This window comes from Candidatus Pelagibacter sp. HIMB1505, assembly GCF_052047915.1.
In the GTDB taxonomy this organism is placed as follows: domain Bacteria; phylum Pseudomonadota; class Alphaproteobacteria; order Pelagibacterales; family Pelagibacteraceae; genus Pelagibacter; species Pelagibacter communis_A.
Map to the genome: position 1 here is coordinate 1,101,275 of NZ_JBNAIR010000001.1, position 18,131 is coordinate 1,119,405.

Annotated in this window: 17 protein-coding genes; 7 read left to right on the plus strand and 10 right to left on the minus strand. The window is 30.6% G+C overall.

The features are described 5' to 3' along the window. Positions 1-21 precede the first annotated feature (21 nt). On the minus strand, positions 22-1,842 hold the full coding sequence (glmS, locus tag ACTTAU_RS05890; protein WP_438303932.1) for a glutamine--fructose-6-phosphate transaminase (isomerizing): 1,821 nt from the start codon (positions 1,840-1,842) through the stop codon (positions 22-24). Positions 1,843-1,844: 2 nt separating this feature from the next. Beyond that, positions 1,845-2,468: a DapH/DapD/GlmU-related protein gene (locus tag ACTTAU_RS05895; protein WP_438303933.1), complete on the minus strand. Its 624-nt coding sequence runs from the start codon at positions 2,466-2,468 to the stop codon at positions 1,845-1,847. A 72-nt stretch (positions 2,469-2,540) separates the two neighbouring features. Between ACTTAU_RS05895 and ACTTAU_RS05900 the strand changes: the two genes are divergently transcribed. From ACTTAU_RS05900 to ACTTAU_RS05915, 4 genes are read left to right on the plus strand one after another with little or no spacing between them, the layout of a single operon-like run. After that, positions 2,541-3,224, plus strand: a complete 684-nt coding sequence (locus ACTTAU_RS05900) for an HAD family hydrolase (protein ID WP_438303934.1) — start codon at positions 2,541-2,543, stop codon at positions 3,222-3,224. A 53-nt stretch (positions 3,225-3,277) separates the two neighbouring features. Continuing rightward, the gene (locus ACTTAU_RS05905) at positions 3,278-4,780 is read left to right on the plus strand and encodes an MmgE/PrpD family protein (protein WP_438303935.1); all 1,503 of its coding nucleotides are present in this window, start codon (positions 3,278-3,280) and stop codon (positions 4,778-4,780) included. Continuing rightward, positions 4,780-5,676, plus strand: coding sequence for a methylisocitrate lyase (gene prpB / locus ACTTAU_RS05910; RefSeq protein ID WP_438303936.1), 897 nt, complete (start codon positions 4,780-4,782; stop codon positions 5,674-5,676). The genes ACTTAU_RS05905 and prpB overlap by 1 nt, the downstream gene beginning before the upstream one ends. Continuing rightward, on the plus strand, positions 5,676-6,800 hold the full coding sequence (locus ACTTAU_RS05915; RefSeq protein ID WP_438303937.1) for a bifunctional 2-methylcitrate synthase/citrate synthase: 1,125 nt from the start codon (positions 5,676-5,678) through the stop codon (positions 6,798-6,800). Before prpB ends, ACTTAU_RS05915 begins: the two co-directional genes overlap by 1 nt. A gap of 12 nt (positions 6,801-6,812) precedes the next feature. Here ACTTAU_RS05915 and ACTTAU_RS05920 read toward each other — a convergent pair whose 3' ends face one another. Together ACTTAU_RS05920 and ACTTAU_RS05925 are read right to left on the minus strand one after the other, a co-directional pair. Further along, positions 6,813-7,826, minus strand: a complete 1,014-nt coding sequence (locus ACTTAU_RS05920) for a ribonucleotide-diphosphate reductase subunit beta (protein WP_438303939.1) — start codon at positions 7,824-7,826, stop codon at positions 6,813-6,815. Beyond that, positions 7,817-9,751 (minus strand): ribonucleoside-diphosphate reductase subunit alpha, encoded by a 1,935-nt coding sequence (locus ACTTAU_RS05925; protein ID WP_438303942.1) that lies wholly within the window; start codon positions 9,749-9,751, stop codon positions 7,817-7,819. The genes ACTTAU_RS05920 and ACTTAU_RS05925 overlap by 10 nt, the downstream gene beginning before the upstream one ends. 157 nt (positions 9,752-9,908) lie before the next feature. Here ACTTAU_RS05925 and ACTTAU_RS05930 point away from each other — a divergent pair, with 157 nt between their 5' ends. Further along, positions 9,909-11,363: a phosphomannomutase/phosphoglucomutase gene (locus ACTTAU_RS05930; RefSeq protein WP_438303943.1), complete on the plus strand. Its 1,455-nt coding sequence runs from the start codon at positions 9,909-9,911 to the stop codon at positions 11,361-11,363. Positions 11,364-11,428: 65 nt separating this feature from the next. Here ACTTAU_RS05930 and ACTTAU_RS05935 read toward each other — a convergent pair whose 3' ends face one another. Genes ACTTAU_RS05935 through ACTTAU_RS05955 form a run of 5 tightly spaced genes read right to left on the minus strand, consistent with a single transcriptional unit; the run spans position 11,429 to position 15,520 of the window. Continuing rightward, a complete protein-coding gene (locus ACTTAU_RS05935) occupies positions 11,429-11,875 on the minus strand; it encodes an HIT domain-containing protein (RefSeq protein WP_438303945.1) in 447 nt (148 codons plus the stop codon). Between the two features lie 2 nt (positions 11,876-11,877). Next, positions 11,878-12,663 (minus strand): sulfite exporter TauE/SafE family protein, encoded by a 786-nt coding sequence (locus ACTTAU_RS05940; protein WP_438303946.1) that lies wholly within the window; start codon positions 12,661-12,663, stop codon positions 11,878-11,880. 40 nt (positions 12,664-12,703) lie between these two features. Further along, on the minus strand, positions 12,704-13,696 hold the full coding sequence (dusA, locus tag ACTTAU_RS05945; RefSeq protein ID WP_438303947.1) for a tRNA dihydrouridine(20/20a) synthase DusA: 993 nt from the start codon (positions 13,694-13,696) through the stop codon (positions 12,704-12,706). Positions 13,697-13,718: 22 nt separating this feature from the next. Beyond that, entirely contained in the window at positions 13,719-14,270 is a 552-nt protein-coding gene (rpoZ, locus tag ACTTAU_RS05950) for a DNA-directed RNA polymerase subunit omega (RefSeq protein WP_438303949.1), read from the minus strand. Positions 14,271-14,314: 44 nt separating this feature from the next. Then, positions 14,315-15,520 carry an MFS transporter gene (locus tag ACTTAU_RS05955; RefSeq protein WP_438303951.1) on the minus strand — a complete coding sequence of 402 codons (1,206 nt, stop codon included), beginning with the start codon at positions 15,518-15,520 and terminating at the stop codon, positions 14,315-14,317. Between the two features lie 11 nt (positions 15,521-15,531). On the opposite strand from ACTTAU_RS05955, the gene ACTTAU_RS05960 reads away from it, so the two are divergent. Both ACTTAU_RS05960 and ACTTAU_RS05965 read left to right on the plus strand, forming a co-directional pair. Next, complete coding sequence (locus ACTTAU_RS05960) at positions 15,532-16,401, plus strand: NAD(P)-dependent oxidoreductase (protein WP_438303953.1); 870 nt, start codon at positions 15,532-15,534, stop codon at positions 16,399-16,401. A 6-nt stretch (positions 16,402-16,407) separates the two neighbouring features. After that, positions 16,408-17,007, plus strand: a complete 600-nt coding sequence (locus ACTTAU_RS05965; protein ID WP_438303956.1) for a flavin-binding protein — start codon at positions 16,408-16,410, stop codon at positions 17,005-17,007. 11 nt (positions 17,008-17,018) lie between these two features. Here the strand turns inward: ACTTAU_RS05965 and ald are convergent, their stop codons facing one another. Beyond that, positions 17,019-18,131, minus strand: coding sequence for an alanine dehydrogenase (ald, locus tag ACTTAU_RS05970; RefSeq protein WP_438303957.1), 1,113 nt, complete (start codon positions 18,129-18,131; stop codon positions 17,019-17,021).

Consider the following 18,131-nt stretch of genomic DNA (forward strand, 5'->3'; position numbering starts at 1 on the left):
ATTGTTAACAGAGTTTAGGAATTATTCAACTGTGACTGATTTTGCTAAATTTCTAGGTTTATCAATATCATAACCCATTTTTAAAGCAGAATAATAAGCTAACTTTTGTAAAGGAATTGTAAGTAAGAAGGGTAATAAATCATCATTTGTATTTTCAACTTCGATTTTTTCCCAAATGTTTTCAGATAATACTTCATCTTTACTTTTATTGGTTATCAATAAAACTCTTGCACCCCTTGCTATAACTTCTTGCATATTTGAAATTGTTTTTTTGTAATAATTATCTCTAGGAGCTAAAACTACAACGGGCATTCCTTCCTCAATTAATGCAAGTGGGCCATGTTTCATTTCTCCAGCAGGATAACCTTCTGCATGAACATATGATAGTTCTTTTAGTTTTAATGCACCTTCAAGAGCGATTGGAAACGAAAAACCTCTACCTAAAAACATTGAACCTTTAGCTTCATTAAAAGTTGAAGATATGGCTTGTATTTCATTATCTAATAGTAAAGTTTGTTCAACTAATTTTGGTAAATTTTTCAATTCTTTAATTTTTTCCTTATAATCTTCTGTTTTAATATCTTTTTTCAAATGACCTAATTTTAAAGATAAAATATATAAAATTAGTATTTGACCTAAAAAAGCTTTTGTTGAAGCTACCCCAATTTCTGGACCACAATGAATAGGTAAAACAAAATTAGCATCTCTTGCTATCGAACTTTCTATCACATTTACAACAGCACAAGTTTTCATATAATTTTTCTTACACAAATCTAAAGCTGCGTATGTGTCTGCAGTTTCTCCTGATTGTGAAACAAAAATATATAAATTCTCAGACTTAAATCGGTTTTTTCGGTATCTAAATTCAGATGCTATATCAACATTTACATCTAATGATGTTAGTTCTTCAAACCAATATTTTGCCATTAAGCAAGAATGATAGGCAGTACCACAACCAATTAATGTGATGGATTTAATATCATTAATGTTCCATGGAAAATTAATAATATTTATATCTTCATTAATACTATCAACATACTCCTTAATTCCTGTTTTTAATGTTATTGGCTGTTCTTCAATTTCTTTAGCCATGAAATGTTTAAAATCACCTTTATCGTATATTTTTTCATTTGAAGAAAGTTCTAGTATTTTTTTATTAATTTTTTTTCCATCATCATTAAAAAAAGAAACGTGATCTTTTTTTATAATACAAAATTCTCCATCTTCTAAATATGAAATTTTATTAGTCATAGATTTTAATGCATAAGAGTCTGAGCCTAAATAATTTTCATTTGGACCATAGCCAACTGCTAATGGTGACCCTCTTCTTGCTCCAACAATTAAATCAGGAAGATCTTTAAAAACAATACCAAGAGCAAAGCTGCCATGTAATTGTTTTAAAGTTTTAGTGATCGCATCCTCTAGTTCTAACTCTTTTAAATTTTCAGTAATCAAATGTACGATTACTTCAGTATCGGTTTGAGATTTAAATTTATGACCTTTATTTGTTAAAAATTTTTTTAATATTGTTGAATTTTCAATAATTCCATTATGAACAATTGAAACATTCTTCGATGAATGTGGATGAGCATTAACACTATTGGGGATGCCATGAGTTGCCCATCTAACATGTCCAATGCCAACATTTCCTTTTAAATCTTTTAGATTAAAGTTTTGCTCTAGTTCATCTACTCGCCCTTTTGATTTAACTTCATTAATTTCTCCGTCAAAAAGAGTGGCTAATCCTGCTGAGTCATAGCCTCTGTACTCAAGTTTCTTTAATGAACTAATAATGTTAGCTGAAACAGATTTATGACTTGAGATACCTATTATTCCACACATAATTATCTTACTTTTCTCTTATAGTTCATAATTTCAGTTTGAATAGATCTTGTTAATGCCAATGATTTCTTTTTTACATTTTTAGTAATAACAGAGCCCGCTCCTACTACACTGTCACTATTAATAGTTATTGGAGCAACTAATGATGAATTTGACCCTATAAAAACGTTATCTTTAATTTTTGTTTTACTTTTCTTAAAGCCATCATAATTACAAGTTATTGTTCCAGCACCAATGTTAACTGATTTTCCAATTACGCTATCTCCCACATATGATAAATGATTAACTTTAGATTTTTTTCCAATTGTACTTTTTTTTATTTCTACAAAATTTCCAACCTTAGATCCTTCTTTAAGAATTGTGTCCGGACGTATTCTAGCGTATGGACCAAGCTCAACTTTATTTTCTATTTTACAAGACTCTAAGTGAGAAAAAGATTTAATAATTACGTTATTTCCAATTTTAACATTTTTTCCAAATACAACATATGGTTCTATTGTTACATTTTTTCCAATTTTTGTATCTTCAGAAAAAAAAACAGTTTCTGGACCTTTCATTTTTACTCCAGATTTTAAAAATTTATTTCTAAGTTTGTTTTGAATTTTGCTAATATTTAAAGCTTTCATCTTTGAAATTCTTTATATTAAGTATATAGCTAAATTAATTCACATAATATTTCTTAAAAATACTTTTAAACTATGAAGCAAATTTTTACTGTTTTATTCGATCTTGATGGAACATTAGTTGATACAGCGCCAGATTTAATGAGAGCACACAATCATGTTATGGAAAAATTTGGGTATCCTACAAAATCTACAGAAGAAATACGAAATCTAGTTGGGCAAGGTGCTGGTGCTATGCTTGGAAGATCCATTTGGGGACAAGCTAAAAAAGAATTTGGAAAAGTTGAAGATCAAAAAATTAAAAAGCAAATGATTGATGCATTTATAGATTATTATGGAAAAAATATTATCAATGAAAGTACTCTGATTAATGGAGTTAAAGAATTTTTGAAATGGTGCAAAGAAAAAAATATTTCAATGGCAGTGTGTACTAATAAACAGGAGCACTTAGCAATTGACCTTCTTAAAAAAATTGGAATTTATGATTATTTTGAATATGTAGCTGGATCTAATACTTTTGATTACTGTAAACCTGATCCTCGACATTTAACAAATGTAGTTGAAATTTTAGGTGGGGAAATAAAAAAATCAATTATGATTGGTGATAGTGAAACAGATGCTAATGCAGGAAAAAATGCTGGTATCCCAGTAATTTTACTAGAGGATGGTTATACAGAAAAAAATACTATAGAAATTTATCACAATCACCTAATTAAAGACTTTGTAGGTATTGAGAAAATTATCTCAACCTATCTTTAAGATTGATTATTTTATTTTTGACTATAAAACTCATTTAAACCTAAGGAGTTATCTTGATCAATCATAAAGTTAGAGTTTATCCATCAAAAATACCATTACCAAAAAAGAAACAACTTGCTTGGAAAATTGCAGAAATAGCCAGTGATAATGCAAAGCTTGATAAAGATGCAGTTGAAATGGTAATTAATAGAATTATTGATAATGCTTCAGTTGCTATTGCCTCTTTAAATAGAAGACCAGTTATTTCATCAAGAGAGATGGCATTAAAACACTCAAGAAAAAATGGTGCTACACTTTTTGGAGTAAGTAATAAGTTAAAATTTGATTGTGAGTGGGCTGCGTGGTCAAATGGAACTGCAGTAAGAGAATTAGATTTTCATGACACTTTTTTAGCAGCAGATTATAGTCACCCAGGTGACAATATTCCTCCGCTAATCAGTGTTGCTCAACAAAATAAAAAAAGTGGTTTAGATCTTTTAAGAGGAATAATTACAGCATATGAAGTTCAAGTAAATTTAGTAAAAGGTATATGTCTTCACAAACACAAAATCGATCACATAGCTCATCTTGGACCAAGTGTTGCAGCAGGATTAGGATCAATGTTAAGATTAAATACTGAAACAATTTACCAAGCAGTGCAACAAGCGCTTCATACAACTATTTCAACAAGACAATCTAGAAAAGGGGAAATTTCTAGTTGGAAAGCATATGCACCAGCTCATGCAGGAAAACTTGCTATAGAGGCAGTGGATAGAGTTATGCGAGGTGAAGGAGCTCCTAGTCCAATTTATGAAGGTGAAGATAGTGTAATTGCAAGAATATTAGATGGAAAGAAAGCACTATATAATGTTCTACTTCCAAAAAAAAATGAGAGCAAAAAAGCTATTCTAGAAACATACACAAAAGAGTATTCTGCAGAATATCAATCTCAAGCTCTCATTGATTTAGCGAAAAAACTTAAGAAAAAAATTCCAAATCTTAATCAAATAAAAAAAATTGATATTTTCACTAGCCACCATACTCATTATGTTATTGGGACAGGTGCAAATGATCCACAAAAAATGGATCCAAATGCTAGCAGAGAAACTTTAGATCACTCTATTATGTATATTTTTGCTGTAGCATTAGAAGATGGTGATTGGCACCATGTAAAATCTTATACAAAAGCTAGAGCTAACAAAAAAAGTACAATTAAAATTTGGAGATCAATTAAAACATTTGAAGATAAAAAATGGACTAAAAAATATCATGATCCAGATCCAAAAAAGAAATCATTTGGTGCTAAAGTTGTCGTCACTTTAAATAATGGAAAAAAAATTATTGAAGAACAAGACAGAGCAGATGCGCATCCATATGGCTCAAGACCATTTAAAAGACAAAATTATATCAATAAATTTTTAACTCTTACTGATGGGATTTTAGACAAAAAAGAAAGTAATAGATTTATTAAAACTGTGCAAAAACTAAAATCATTAAAACCTGGTCAACTTGATCAACTTAATATTGAAGTAAAAAAAAGTAAGATCAAAAGAAATTTAAAAAAAGGAATATTTTAGTGCACTTTGTTGAAAAAGAACCAAGTCAAAAGAGAATAGATTTTTCTGAAAAACTAAAATCAAATAAAATTTTAAGAGTGCCTGGTGCATATAATCCTTTAACAGCAAAACTTATTGAAGAAATTGGTTATGATGCAGTTTATGTGTCTGGGGGTGTGATGGCAAACGATCTTGGTTTTCCTGATATTGGATTAACAACTTTACAGGACGTAAGTACAAGATCTTATTTAATTTCACGAGTTACAAATTTACCAACAATAGTAGATATTGATACAGGATTTAAATCTTGCAAAGAAACTATTCAAACATTTGAAGATTTTGGAATAACAGCTGTTCACTTAGAAGATCAAATTGAGAGAAAACGTTGTGGTCACCTAGATAATAAAGAATTAGTTTCAACAGAAGCTATGGTTAAAAAAATCAAAGAATGTGTTGATGCAAAAAAAGATGAAAACTTTAAAATTATAGCAAGGTCTGATGCTAAAGGTGTTGAAGGTATCGATAAAATGATTGATAGATGTAAGGCTTATATTGATGCGGGTGCAGAAATTGTTTTTCCAGAGGCATTATATGATGAAAAAGATTTTGAAAAGGTCAGAAAAGAATTATCCTGTTACTTGTTAGCCAATATGACAGAGTTCGGGAAATCAAAACTTTTTAACTACAAAGAATTGGAAAATTTTGGCTATAATATTGTAATTTATCCAGTTACAACCCAAAGATTAGCAATGAAAAATGTCGAAGATGGCTTGAGGGACATTTATACTAATGGACACCAAAACAATATTATTGATAAAATGCAAACTAGAAAACGTCTTTATGAACTAGTAGAATATGAAAAATATAACTCATTAGATGAAAAGATTTATAACTTTAGTACGGAAGGACATGAATAATGGCTGACGATGTAAAAAAAGGATTACTTGGAATAGTAGTTGATGAAACAGAGGTCTCTAAAGTTATGCCAGAAATTAACTCTCTAACATATAGAGGTTATGCTGCTCAAGATTTATGTGAATATTGTAAGTTTGAAGAAGTTGCCTATTTAATTTTGAATAAAGATTTACCTAACTCAATTCAATTAAAAAAATTTGAAAAAGAAGAGAGAAATAATAGAGAACTATCAAAAGATCTTTATGCGATGATTAAAAGAATGCCAAAAAAATCTCATCCTATGGATGTTGCAAGAACAGCTGTAAGTTTTATGGGATTGGAAGATAAAGAAACCTCAAACTCATCTCCTGAGGCAAACATGAGAAAAGCATTAAGAATTTTTGCAAAAACTCCTACTGCACTTGCTGCATTTTATAGACTTAGAAAAGGAAAAAAAATTATAAAACCTAAAAAGAAATTAAGTTTTGCTGAAAACTTCTTTTATATGTGTTTTGGTAAAGTGCCTCAAAAAGAGATCGTAAAAGCTTTTGATGTATCTTTAATTTTGTACGCGGAGCATAGTTTTAACGTCTCAACTTTTACCGCAAGAACAATTACTAGTAGTTTATCTGATATTCATGGAGCAATTAGTGGAGCAATAGCTAGTCTTAAAGGCCCTCTTCATGGTGGTGCCAATGAAGAAGTGATGCACATGATGGATAAGATTAAAAAACCTGAAAATGCACTTAAATGGATCAATAATGCTCTTGAAAATAAAGAGGTTGTGATGGGATTTGGTCATAGAGTTTATAAATCTGGAGATTCTAGAGTTCCAACAATGAGAGAATACTTTGGTAAAGTTGCAAAAATTAAAAAAGACAAAAAATTTGAAAAAATTTATGACATTGTTGAAAAAGTTATGATTGAAAAGAAAAATATTTATCCAAATGTCGACTACCCTACTGGCCCAACATACCATTTAATGGGTTTTGATACAGATTTCTTTACACCAATTTTTGTAATTTCACGTATTACAGGTTGGTCAGCTCATATCATGGAGCAACATGCCGCAAACAAACTTATTCGACCACTTGCGAAATACAAAGGTAGTAAGCATCGAAAAGTAATGCAGCTTAACTACAGATAAATTTAATAAAACTTAACTAAAAACTTCTGACCAAGTTCCTTGAGTTGATGCTTTAGAATATTCAGTTGCTCTTCCTTCAAAGAAGTTCATATGTTCAACTGCATTCAACATAGTATCAAGCCATCCAAGAGGATTTTTTTGAACATCATAAATATCCTCTAAGCCTAGCTGAGATAATCTTCTATTTGCGATAAATCTAATATATTGTTTAACATCATTTGCAGTTAAACCTTCCATTGGACCCATTTCAAAAGCTAAATCAATAAAAGCATCTTCATGTTTAATTATTGTTCTGCAAGCTTCATAAAGTTCTTTTTTAAGTTGAGGTGTCCAAGTTTCAGGATTTTCTTTAATGAAATCTTTAAACAATCTAATCATTGAATTACAATGCAATGTTTCGTCTCTTACAGACCAAGTAACTATTTGACCCATACCCTTCATCTTATTGTGTCTTGGAAAATTTAATAAAATTGCAAAACTTGCAAACAATTGAAGACCTTCAGTGAATGCACTAAATACAGCAATTGTTTTTGCAATATCATGGTTTGATTTAACATCAAATCCTTGCATATAATCATACTTGTCTTTCATTTCTTTATATTTCATGAAAGCAGTATATTCAGTTTCTGGCATACCAATTGTATCAAGTAAATGCGAATAAGCAGCAACATGAACTGTTTCCATTGATGCAAATGATGACATCATCATTAAAACTTCAGTAGGTTTAAATACATTCATGTAATGTCTGATATAACAATTACTTACTTCAACATCAGCTTGTGTAAAAAATCTAAAAATTTGGGTTAGTAAATTTTTTTCAGAAGTGCTAAGATTTTTTTGCCAATCCCTAACATCATCCCCAAGTGGTACTTCTTCTGGTAACCAGTGAATTCTTTGTTGTGTTAACCATGCATCATAACACCATGGATATCTAAAAGGTTTGTAGACAGGATTTGCAACTAACAATCCATTATTATTTTTTTTTGGGTTTGTTTCTTCAGAATTAATTTTCTCTGCTACTGACATGATAGACACTCCTCGTACTCTGGTTCTTTTTCGGTTGATTTATTTTTATAAACATTTGCAAGAATATCTGTTGATTTTGCATCATTAATATTCTCTGCTCTTTGGATTGATTTTGATCTGCAATAATAAAGGCTCTTTAAACCTTTTTTCCAAGCATCAAAATGAATTTTATGTAATTCTTTTTTATGAACATCGGCTGGTAAGAATAAATTTACAGACTGTGCTTGAGAAATAAATGGTGTTCTGTCACCACTTAACTCAATTATCCAACTTTGGTTCAGTTCAAAAGCTGTTTTAAAAACATCTTTCTCTAAATCAGTTAAAAAATCTAAATGAGAAACAGAGCCTTGGTTAGTTGTTATTGTCGACCAAGTTTCATCATCATTTTTTCCATGACTTTCAAGAATTTCTTCCAAATATCTATTTCTAACATTAAAGGATCCAGATAAAGTTTTATGTGTGTAGCTATTAGCTGCAATTGGTTCTACCCCAGGTGAGGCACCACCACAAATAATTGAAATTGAAGCTGTAGGTGCAATAGCTGTTTTATTTGAAAATCTTTCTTGATAACCATATTCAGCTGCATCAGGACAAGCACCTCTTTCATCTGCTAAATCTTTAGATGCTTGGTTTACTTTTTCATGAATATTTTTAAATATTTTTTTATTCCAGGCTTTAGCCATTACTGACTCAAGAGGAATTCTATTCTTTTGTAAATAAGAGTGAAAACCCATAACACCAAGACCAACACTTCTTTCTCTTTCAGCAGAATATTTGGCATCTTTAAATTGGTCTGGGGCTTTATTAATGAAATCAGTTAATACATTATCAAGAAATCTCATAACATCATTGATCATGTTAGGATCATCTTTCCATTCATCATATTTTTCTAAATTTAGAGAAGATAAACAACAAACAGCCGTTCTATCTTTTCCATCTTTGTCTATTCCAGTTGGCAAAGTAATTTCACTACATAGATTTGAAGTTTTAACAGTTAAGTTTGCAAGCTTATGGTGTTGTGGAATTTGTCTATTAACTGTATCGATGTAAATGATATAAGGTTCACCAGTTTCAATTCTTGCAGTTAATAATCTTATCCATAAATTTCTTGCAGAAATAGTTTGTTGAATTGTTCCGTCAGCAGGACTTTTTAATGCCCACTGTTCATCAGTCTCAACAGCTCTCATAAACGCATCTGATATTAAAACACCATGATGAAGATTTAGTGCTTTTCTATTTGGGTCACCGCCTGTTGGTCTTCTCATCTCAATAAATTCTTCAATTTCAGGATGATCAACTGGAAGATAACATGCAGCCGAACCTCTTCTTAAAGAACCTTGACTGATTGCCATAGTTAAAGAGTCCATAACTTTAATAAAAGGAATTATTCCTGATGTCTTTCCAACCTTACCAATTTTTTCACCAATAGATCTTAAGTTACCCCAATAACTACCAATTCCTCCGCCCTTTGCTGCTAGCCAAACATTTTCACTCCATAAATCTAAAATACCACCTAAGCTATCTGAAGCTTCATTTAGAAAACAAGAAATAGGTAAACCTCTTTTTGTTCCACCATTTGAAAGCACTGGTGTTGCGGGCATAAACCACAAGTTACTTATGTAGTTGTAAATTCTTTGAGCGTGTAAATTATCATCTGAATAAGTGCTTGCTACTCTTGCGAATAAATCTTGGAAAGATTCATTGTGACCTAGGTATCTATCTTTAAGTGTCGCTTTACCAAAGTCAGTTAAATTAGCGTCTCTAGAACGGTCAATTTTAATAATAATACCTTTGTCATTTTGAAAAAGTTCAGTTTCATTATTTAATGAAAATAAATCAGGTCTTGTGCCTTTTGGAACTTCATTTACTGATGGGCTATATTCAGAGACAGCTTTCTTGAGTGCTTGTGATAGAATCTTGTTCATATTTTTATTATAAATTGTTGTTTAAGCGAAAACAACTATATGTTGTATGCGCTTTGACTTAGTACACTATATAAATAGCTTTTCAATAGAACATTTATAGAACACGACAAAAAAATTATCAATAAAAAAATTGGAAAAAGTGTAAGTAATTAACAATATGAGTGAACAACTTAAAATAGACCCCTACGGATTTAGAGAATACGACGCGCGATGGTTGTATGAAGAAAACATAAATAAATTTGGAATAACGAATCTAGGCAAAGGTTTAGGAACACAAATTATAAACCATACAAAAAAAAATAATCCTAGAGTAATCGTTGGTCAAGATTATCGATCTTATAGTGAAGAAATAAAAGAAGCTTTGAAGGAAGGATTAATTTCAACAGGATGCTTGATTGAAGATGTTGGGCTATCTTTATCTCCAATGGTTTATTTTGCTCAATTCAATTTAGATGCAGATGCTGTTGCTATGGTTACAGCAAGTCACAATGAAAATGGTTGGACGGGGGTAAAAATGGGTATTGCAAAAGGGTTAACACATGCTCCAGAAGAGATGAAAGAATTAAAAGAAATTACACTCAATCAAAAATTTATTAAAGGAAAAGGACAAGAAAAAAAAATTAATAATTTTCAAAAAATTTATAAAGACGATTTAATAAACAAAAATCAAATCAAAAAAAAGATAAAAACTGTTGTGGCATGTGGAAATGGTACAGCAGGAATATTTGCACCAGATATATTAAGAGGAATAGGTTGTGAAGTAATTGAGTTAGACTGTAATTTAGATTGGACATTTCCAAAATACAATCCAAATCCAGAAGATCTTGAAATGCTACATGCGATTGCAAAAGCAGTTAAAGAAAATAAAGCTGATATAGGTTTTGGATTTGATGGAGATGGAGATCGAGTTGGTGTTATAGATAATAATGGTAATGAAATTTTTTCAGATAAAATAGGTTTATTAATTGCTCGAAACCTAGCTCCAAAACATAGTAACTCAAAATTTGTAGTGGATGTAAAATCAACAGGGCTTTTTTCTAAAGATGAAATATTAAAAGAAAATAACTGTGAAACTGTTTATTGGAAAACCGGTCATTCCCATATTAAAAGAAAAGTTAATCATGAAAAGGCTTTGGCTGGTTTTGAAAAAAGTGGTCATTTCTTTTTCAATCAACCATTAGGTTATGGTTATGATGATGGAATTAACTCTGCAATTCAAGTTTGTCATTTATTAGATAATCAAGATAAGACGATGAGTGAAATTATTAAAGAACTTCCAAATACCTTTCAAAGTCCAACAATGGCTCCATTTTGTAAAGATGAAGAAAAATATCAGGTAGTAGAAGATATTGTAAAAGAATTTGAGGAATTAAAAAAACAAGGAGCTGAAATCGATAATCAGCCCATAAAAGATATTCTAACAGTAAATGGTGTAAGATTTACATTTGAAGATGGTTCATGGGGGCTAATAAGAGCCTCATCAAATAAACCTTCATTAGTGATCGTAACTGAGAGCCCAACTTCAGATGAAAGAAAGAAAAAGATTTTTGAATTTATTGATCAATTACTCCAAAAAACTGGGAAGATTGGTGAATATGACCAAAAAATATGAGTTTTTTTATTGTTCACAAAATTAAATTACAACTATTAAGTGTTCATAAAACTGTAAAGAATCAATTAAATTTTATTCTGAGGTGATAGAGGGAGACTGAAGTCACCTCTTTTTTTTATACCCTCTTCTAACTTTTTAATCATACTTTTAAGTAGAGATTTTTTATAAGGTTTTCCCTTAACTACCCACACAGACAAAGGCCAAGAACTATCACTTTTTTTTCTAGCTATAATATGAATATGTAACTGTGGAACTATATTACCAATTTTTTCAACATTTAATTTGGTAGTTTTAAAGATTTTTTTCATAACATTACTGCAAAAAACGATTTCTTTGATTAAGGTAACTTGATCCTTGGAATTTAGATTGGTTATATCAGTTACCTTGTTTCTTTTGGGGACAAGTATGATCCAGGGAAATTTTTCGTTATCAATAAGTCTGACACTGCACAATTTCAAGTCTGTTATATAATGAGAGGTTTTTAAAAAATTCTTATTAACTTTATTTACCATGATTATATCTTGAAATATTCGTACAGAAATTTACCAGCAACGATTAATAAAAATATCCCAAAAATTTTGCTTATTTTATTTTTATCAATTTTATGAACTGTACGAGCACCAATCCTTGCCATAAATGTTGTTATCGGGATAAAGATTAAGAAAGCTGGAATGTTTAAAAAACCAATGCTAAGTGGAATATTAGTTTTTAGATAACTGCCAGAGATTAAAAAACCTATTGCACCAAATACTGATATTAAAAAACCAATTGCAGCAGCACTACCTATTGCTCTGTTTATTGAATAACCAAAGAATTTTAATATTGGCACATTCATAATAGCTCCTCCAATTCCCATTGGAGCAGATATAAAACCAACGATTGTTCCCAATATAATTTTTAAATGTAGTTTTATTGGAATTATAATGGACTTCTCTTTTTCCTTAAGCAACAATAAATAAATACTGAGTAAAAGTATAACAATAGAAAAAAATAAAATAAGTGTTTTTGTTTTGAGAGATGCAGCAAAAATTGTTCCAAGTACAACGCCCATTACAACAAATAATCCATAATTTTTTACAATTTCAAAATCGACTGCTTTAAATTTATGATGAGTTAATACAGATACTGTTGATGTAGGAATTATTATTGCAAATGAAGTACCTACGGCTAAATGCATTAGATATTGTTGATCTACTCCTAAAGAATTAAAGATATAATACAAAAATGGTACAGTTATTAATCCACCTCCAATACCAAATAATCCGGCAACAAATCCAACAGGAAAAGCTGTAAATAACATTAATAAAATTGGATAAAAATATTGGCTATCTAGAATTGTATTAAGCAGATTGACCTACGCTATTTTCAACATTGTTATATTTTATCTTATCCATGATGTGATCTATTTTTTTAACATCAGCATCACGTACACACATGTTTTCACTTAAATATCTTTTCCAATGACTTGCACCTGATTGACCATGAAACAATCCAAGTGTGTGTCTCATAATTTGATTCAGTCTTGTCCCTTTTTTAAGTTCATCTTTTACATATGGAATTAATTGCTCAATTACTTCCTGTCTGCTTAATATATTTTCGTTATTAAAAATCTCTCTTTCAATATCTGCTAAAATATAAGGTGTGTGATAAGCTGATCTTCCGATCATTACTCCATCAGTTTTTTTAAGATGTTGCTTAACTTGTTCAACATCAGTAATTCCACCATTTATTATTATTTCATCTTCTGGAAAATCTTTTTTAAGATTATAAACATAATCATATTTTAAAGGTGGAATGTTTAAATTTTGTTTTGGAGTGAATTTTCCAAGCATTGCTTTTCTTGCGTGGATAATAAAAGTTTTTACTCCAGTCGATTTGATTGTTGAAATAAAGTTATAAAAAGTTTCATAGTCTTCAACATTATCATAGCCAATTCTTGTCTTAATAGTAATTGGTAGTTTTGTAACTGATTGCATTTTACTTAAACAATCAGCAACCAAATTAGGCTCCTTCATTAAACATGCACCAAATTTATTTTTTTCGACTTTTTTACTAGGACAACCAAGATTTAAATTTATTTCATCGTATCCAAAATCTTCTCCAACTTTAGTAGCCTCAGATAAAAGTTTAGGAGAAGAGCCTCCTAATTGAAGTGCTACAGGTTTTTCATTGATATTAAATTCAAGTAATTTTTTTTTATCTCCTCTATTGATAGCCTCATCAACTACCATTTCAGTATAAAGAAGAGTGTGTTTTGAAATTAATCTTAAAAAGTACCTTTCATGACGATCTGTGCAATCCATCATAGGAGCAACTGATACTTTCCTGTTCATAACTGGACTTTATATGATTTTATTAAGAGTTTGAAGTTTCGTTATCTTCAGAGTTTTCTTGCACTTCTATAGCAGCATCTTGTTGGCTTTCTGTCTCAGAAACTTCATCTAATGAAACTTCACCATCTTCAGAAATGTTCTCCTCAGCAACAGAGCTTTCAACATCAGGTTTTGCCGTTTGTGATAATTCTGCTAAATCTTCTTGTGATACTTGAATTTTTTCAGGAGCTTTCCTAGCTCTTTTTGAAGGAAGTATTGGTACACCACTTTTTGAAATTTCACCTTTGTATAAACTTTCAAAATCATCACCTACTTCTTCATCATCTTCAGCTCCATCATCAACTTGCTCGACATGTTTTCTAAGCTTATAAACTGCACTTTCAGTTAAATCTGGAACTTTAATTTTTTCTTCAGCAATTTCTCTTAATGCAATTACTGTATTTTTATCATTATCTCTATCAAGGGTTGGTTCTATACCTGAATTCAATTGCGTTGCTCTTTCTTTTGCAACTAAAACTAATTCATAAGGACTATCTACTTTATCGATGCAATCTTCTACGGTCACTCTAGCCATGCGCAGTATCTATACAGTAGCCTTTAAAAAATCAAGCTTAAATTCTAAAGATATTCTGGGTTTAGCTTATTTTTAATTGAAAATAACAAGATAATTGAAGCTAGGATGTAAATCCCAGCAACAATAGATATTTGTTCTATAGAAAAGCCAAAATCTATTAATATGCCAAATAAAGCGGTTCCAAATGCAGTTGAAAAAACCATTAGAGCTGTAGTTAAAGCTTTTATTGAACCAATATGTTTAACGCCATAAATTTCTGCCCAAGTTGAAGAGCCTAAAACATTAGCTAGACCATTTGAAATCCCTATTAAACCTAAAAAAATAAATGATGAAATTTCAGAATTAAAAAAATAAAGAACAACTGCTGAAAAAAATAAAGGAATATTAATAAACAATAATAATTTTCTACTTGTAAATTTGTCAATTAAAAAACCTGAGATAAATAAAGTTATAACTGACAGTATTGAATAAACCATAAATGATTGTGCAATAACATATGGTCCCCAATTTTTTGATGTTGTGATAAATGACTGGTAAACAAAAGTACCAGTAGCAATCCAAGGCATCGCTAACATAGTCATGCAAATGATATAAAATCTGAAATCCTTTAAAACTTCAATTCTCTTCCATTGTCTAATCTCTCTTGAATTATTTAATTCTTTTGCTTCTTCACGAGTGTCTAGCTTAACATCTCTAATAAATACGTATGCAACTATTGGTAAGATTATTATTACAATGATTGAAATTGTAATCCATATATCTCTCCAGCCTAAAAAAGTTAAAAGAAAAACGATTAATACAGGCAATATAAATTCAGCTAAAGACAAACCTAACCAACAAGTGCTTAAAGCTTTTCCTCTACTTTTTTCAAAAAATCTAGATACTGTCGTTGTAGCAGTATGCGTGGTTAATCCTTGACCAGCTAAACGCATTAAAAAAATTCCAAAAAATAAAAAGATGACTGAAGAAATTTTTGAAAATATAAAACAGGATACTGCTAAAAAAATTATCACATAAGATGCAAATTTTATAACATCTACATCATCTATTTTTTTTCCAATCCAAACTAAAACAAAACTACTTAAAAGTGTTGCTGAAGCATAAATTGAACCGAATTGTCCATGACTTATAGATAATGCATCTCTTATACTTGAATTAAACAAGCCAAGAAAAAAACTCTGTCCAAAACTAGAAAAAAATGTAAAAATGAATCCAAATATAATTACTTTTAAACTTAAACTTTTAAACATAGAGAGAATTTATGACTTGTAATGTTGCTTTCATAGGTCTTGGGGTAATGGGCTACCCAATGGCTGGATATATATCAAAAGCCGGACACAATGTAACTGTTTTTAATAGAACTAAATCTAAAGCTGAGAAATGGGTTTCTGAATACAAAGGTAAATTAGCTGACACTCCTGCTGAAGCAGCAAAAGATGCTGAATATGTTTTTACATGTGTAGGTAATGATAATGATTTAAGAGAAGTAACATTTGGTGAAAATGGAGCTTTTAAAACAATTCAAAAAGGATCTATCTATATTGATAACACAACTGCATCAGCTACAATTGCAAGAGAGATTTATGATCATGCAAAAAAAAATGGATTTGGTGCATTAGATGCACCTGTATCAGGTGGTCAAGCTGGAGCTGAAAATGGTGCGCTGACTGTAATGATAGGTGGTGATCAAGCTGATTTTGATAAAGCACAAGATAAAATTGATTGTTACAGTAAAAAAATGAAATTACTTGGCAATGCTGGTTGTGGACAACTTGCTAAAATGGTTAATCAAATATGTATTGCTGGATTAGTTCAAGGTTTATCTGAAGGTATAAACTTTGGAATGAAAGCTGGCCTTAATATGGAAGATGTAATTGAAGTCATATCAAAAGGTGCTGCACAATCTTGGCAGATGGAAAATAGATACAAAACAATGATTGAAGATAAATTTGATTTTGGTTTTGCAGTAGATTGGATGAGAAAAGATCTTAAAATTGCTATGGATGAAGCTAAGAATAATGGAGCTTCATTACCTGTTACAGAAATTGTAGATAAATACTACGGAGAAGTTCAGGAATTAGGTGGCAATAGATGGGATACATCAAGCTTAATTAAAAGATTCAGAAAATAATATCGTATGCAACCAGCATACTATGAAAATTTTGATGAGATAATTAAAAAAATTTGGTTGATGCTTAATGATGCAGTAACCAATAGAAGTTCTCAATTTAGAATACCTGTTTTTATTTGTGGCACTCAAAATGATTTTGATGGAAGAATTGTTGTCTTAAGAAAATCAGATCAAGATAAAAATCTAATTCAATTTCATAGTGATATTAGATCAGATAAAGTTGAAAAGCTTAAATCAAACAACAGAGCTAGTTTAATTTTCTATGATAAAGAAGAAAAAATACAGGTAAGAACTAAAGTTGAATGTACTGTTAATCATAAAAATGAAGTTACTGAACAATCTTGGTTAAAGACTGCACATATAAGCAGAAAATGTTATCTTGTTGATAATGGTCCTGGCACAGAGTCGGATGAACCTACTTCTGGTCTAAAACCTGAAAAAGATAATTTTGATTACACAATGGAAGAAAGTGAAAAAGGATATGAAAATTTCACTGTCATTCAATGTAAAGTTAAATCTTTTGAGTGGTTATATCTTGCAGCAAAAGGTCATCGAAGAGCAAGATTTGATCTTAAAAATGATAAAAGAACTTGGTTAGTGCCTTAGTAAGTTGAAAATTAGATAACTTTTAAAGGATCTGTATACTCAAGACCAAAAACATCTGCAACTGCCTTATAAGTAACTTGACCTTTGTGAACATTTAATCCTGCAAGAAAGTTTTTATCCTCACCTAAAGCTTTTTGATATCCTTTGTTAGCAAGTTTTACTAAAAAAGGCAGTGTTGCATTATTTAATGCAAGTGTTGAAGTTCTTGGAACTCCGCCTGGCATATTGGCTACACAATAATGAACTACATCATCCACAATATAAGTTGGATCACCGTGTGTAGTTGGTTTACTAGTTTCAACGCAACCTCCTTGATCAATTGCGACATCAACAATTACAGATCCTCTTTTCATTAATTTCAACATATCTTTGGTGACTAATTTTGGTGCCTCAGCTCCTGGAATTAAAACTCCACCAATTAATAAATCTGCTTCTGCCACCAATTTATTTAAATCAATTTTATCACTTTGTTCTGGGATTATTTTATCACCAAACATTCCAACTAATTGTTTTAGTCTTGCCTCTGATTTATCAACAATATGAACTTTTGCTTGCATACCAGTTGCAATTACAGCAGCATTTTCTCCAACAACTCCACCACCTAAAATTACAACGTTTCCACCAGTAACTCCTGGTGCACCACCCAATAAAAGCCCTCTTCCTTTTTGGTTTTTTTCTAAGCAATGTGCCCCGGCTTGAACAGACATACGTCCTGCAACCGCACTCATGGGTGCTAATAATGGAAGTCTTCCGTTATCATCTGTTACAGTTTCATAAGCAATGTTAATGCTTTTAGATTTAATCAAACCTTCTGTTAATTCTTTTGCAGCAGCTAAATGAAGATAAGTATAGACAATTTGATTTTCCCTAATCATGTCTACTTCAACTTTTTGAGGCTCTTTTACTTTAACTATAATTTCAGCATCATTAAAAATATCAGAGGCTTTATCTACTATTTTTGCACCCGCAGCAGTATATTGCTCATTTTCAAAACCTGCTTCAAAACCACCGTTATTTTCAACTAAAACTTCATGACCTTCGGAAACTAAAGTTTTAACACTTTCAGGTGTTAAACCAATTCTATTTTCTTGAGGTTTAATTTCTTTAGGTACGCCTATCTTCAT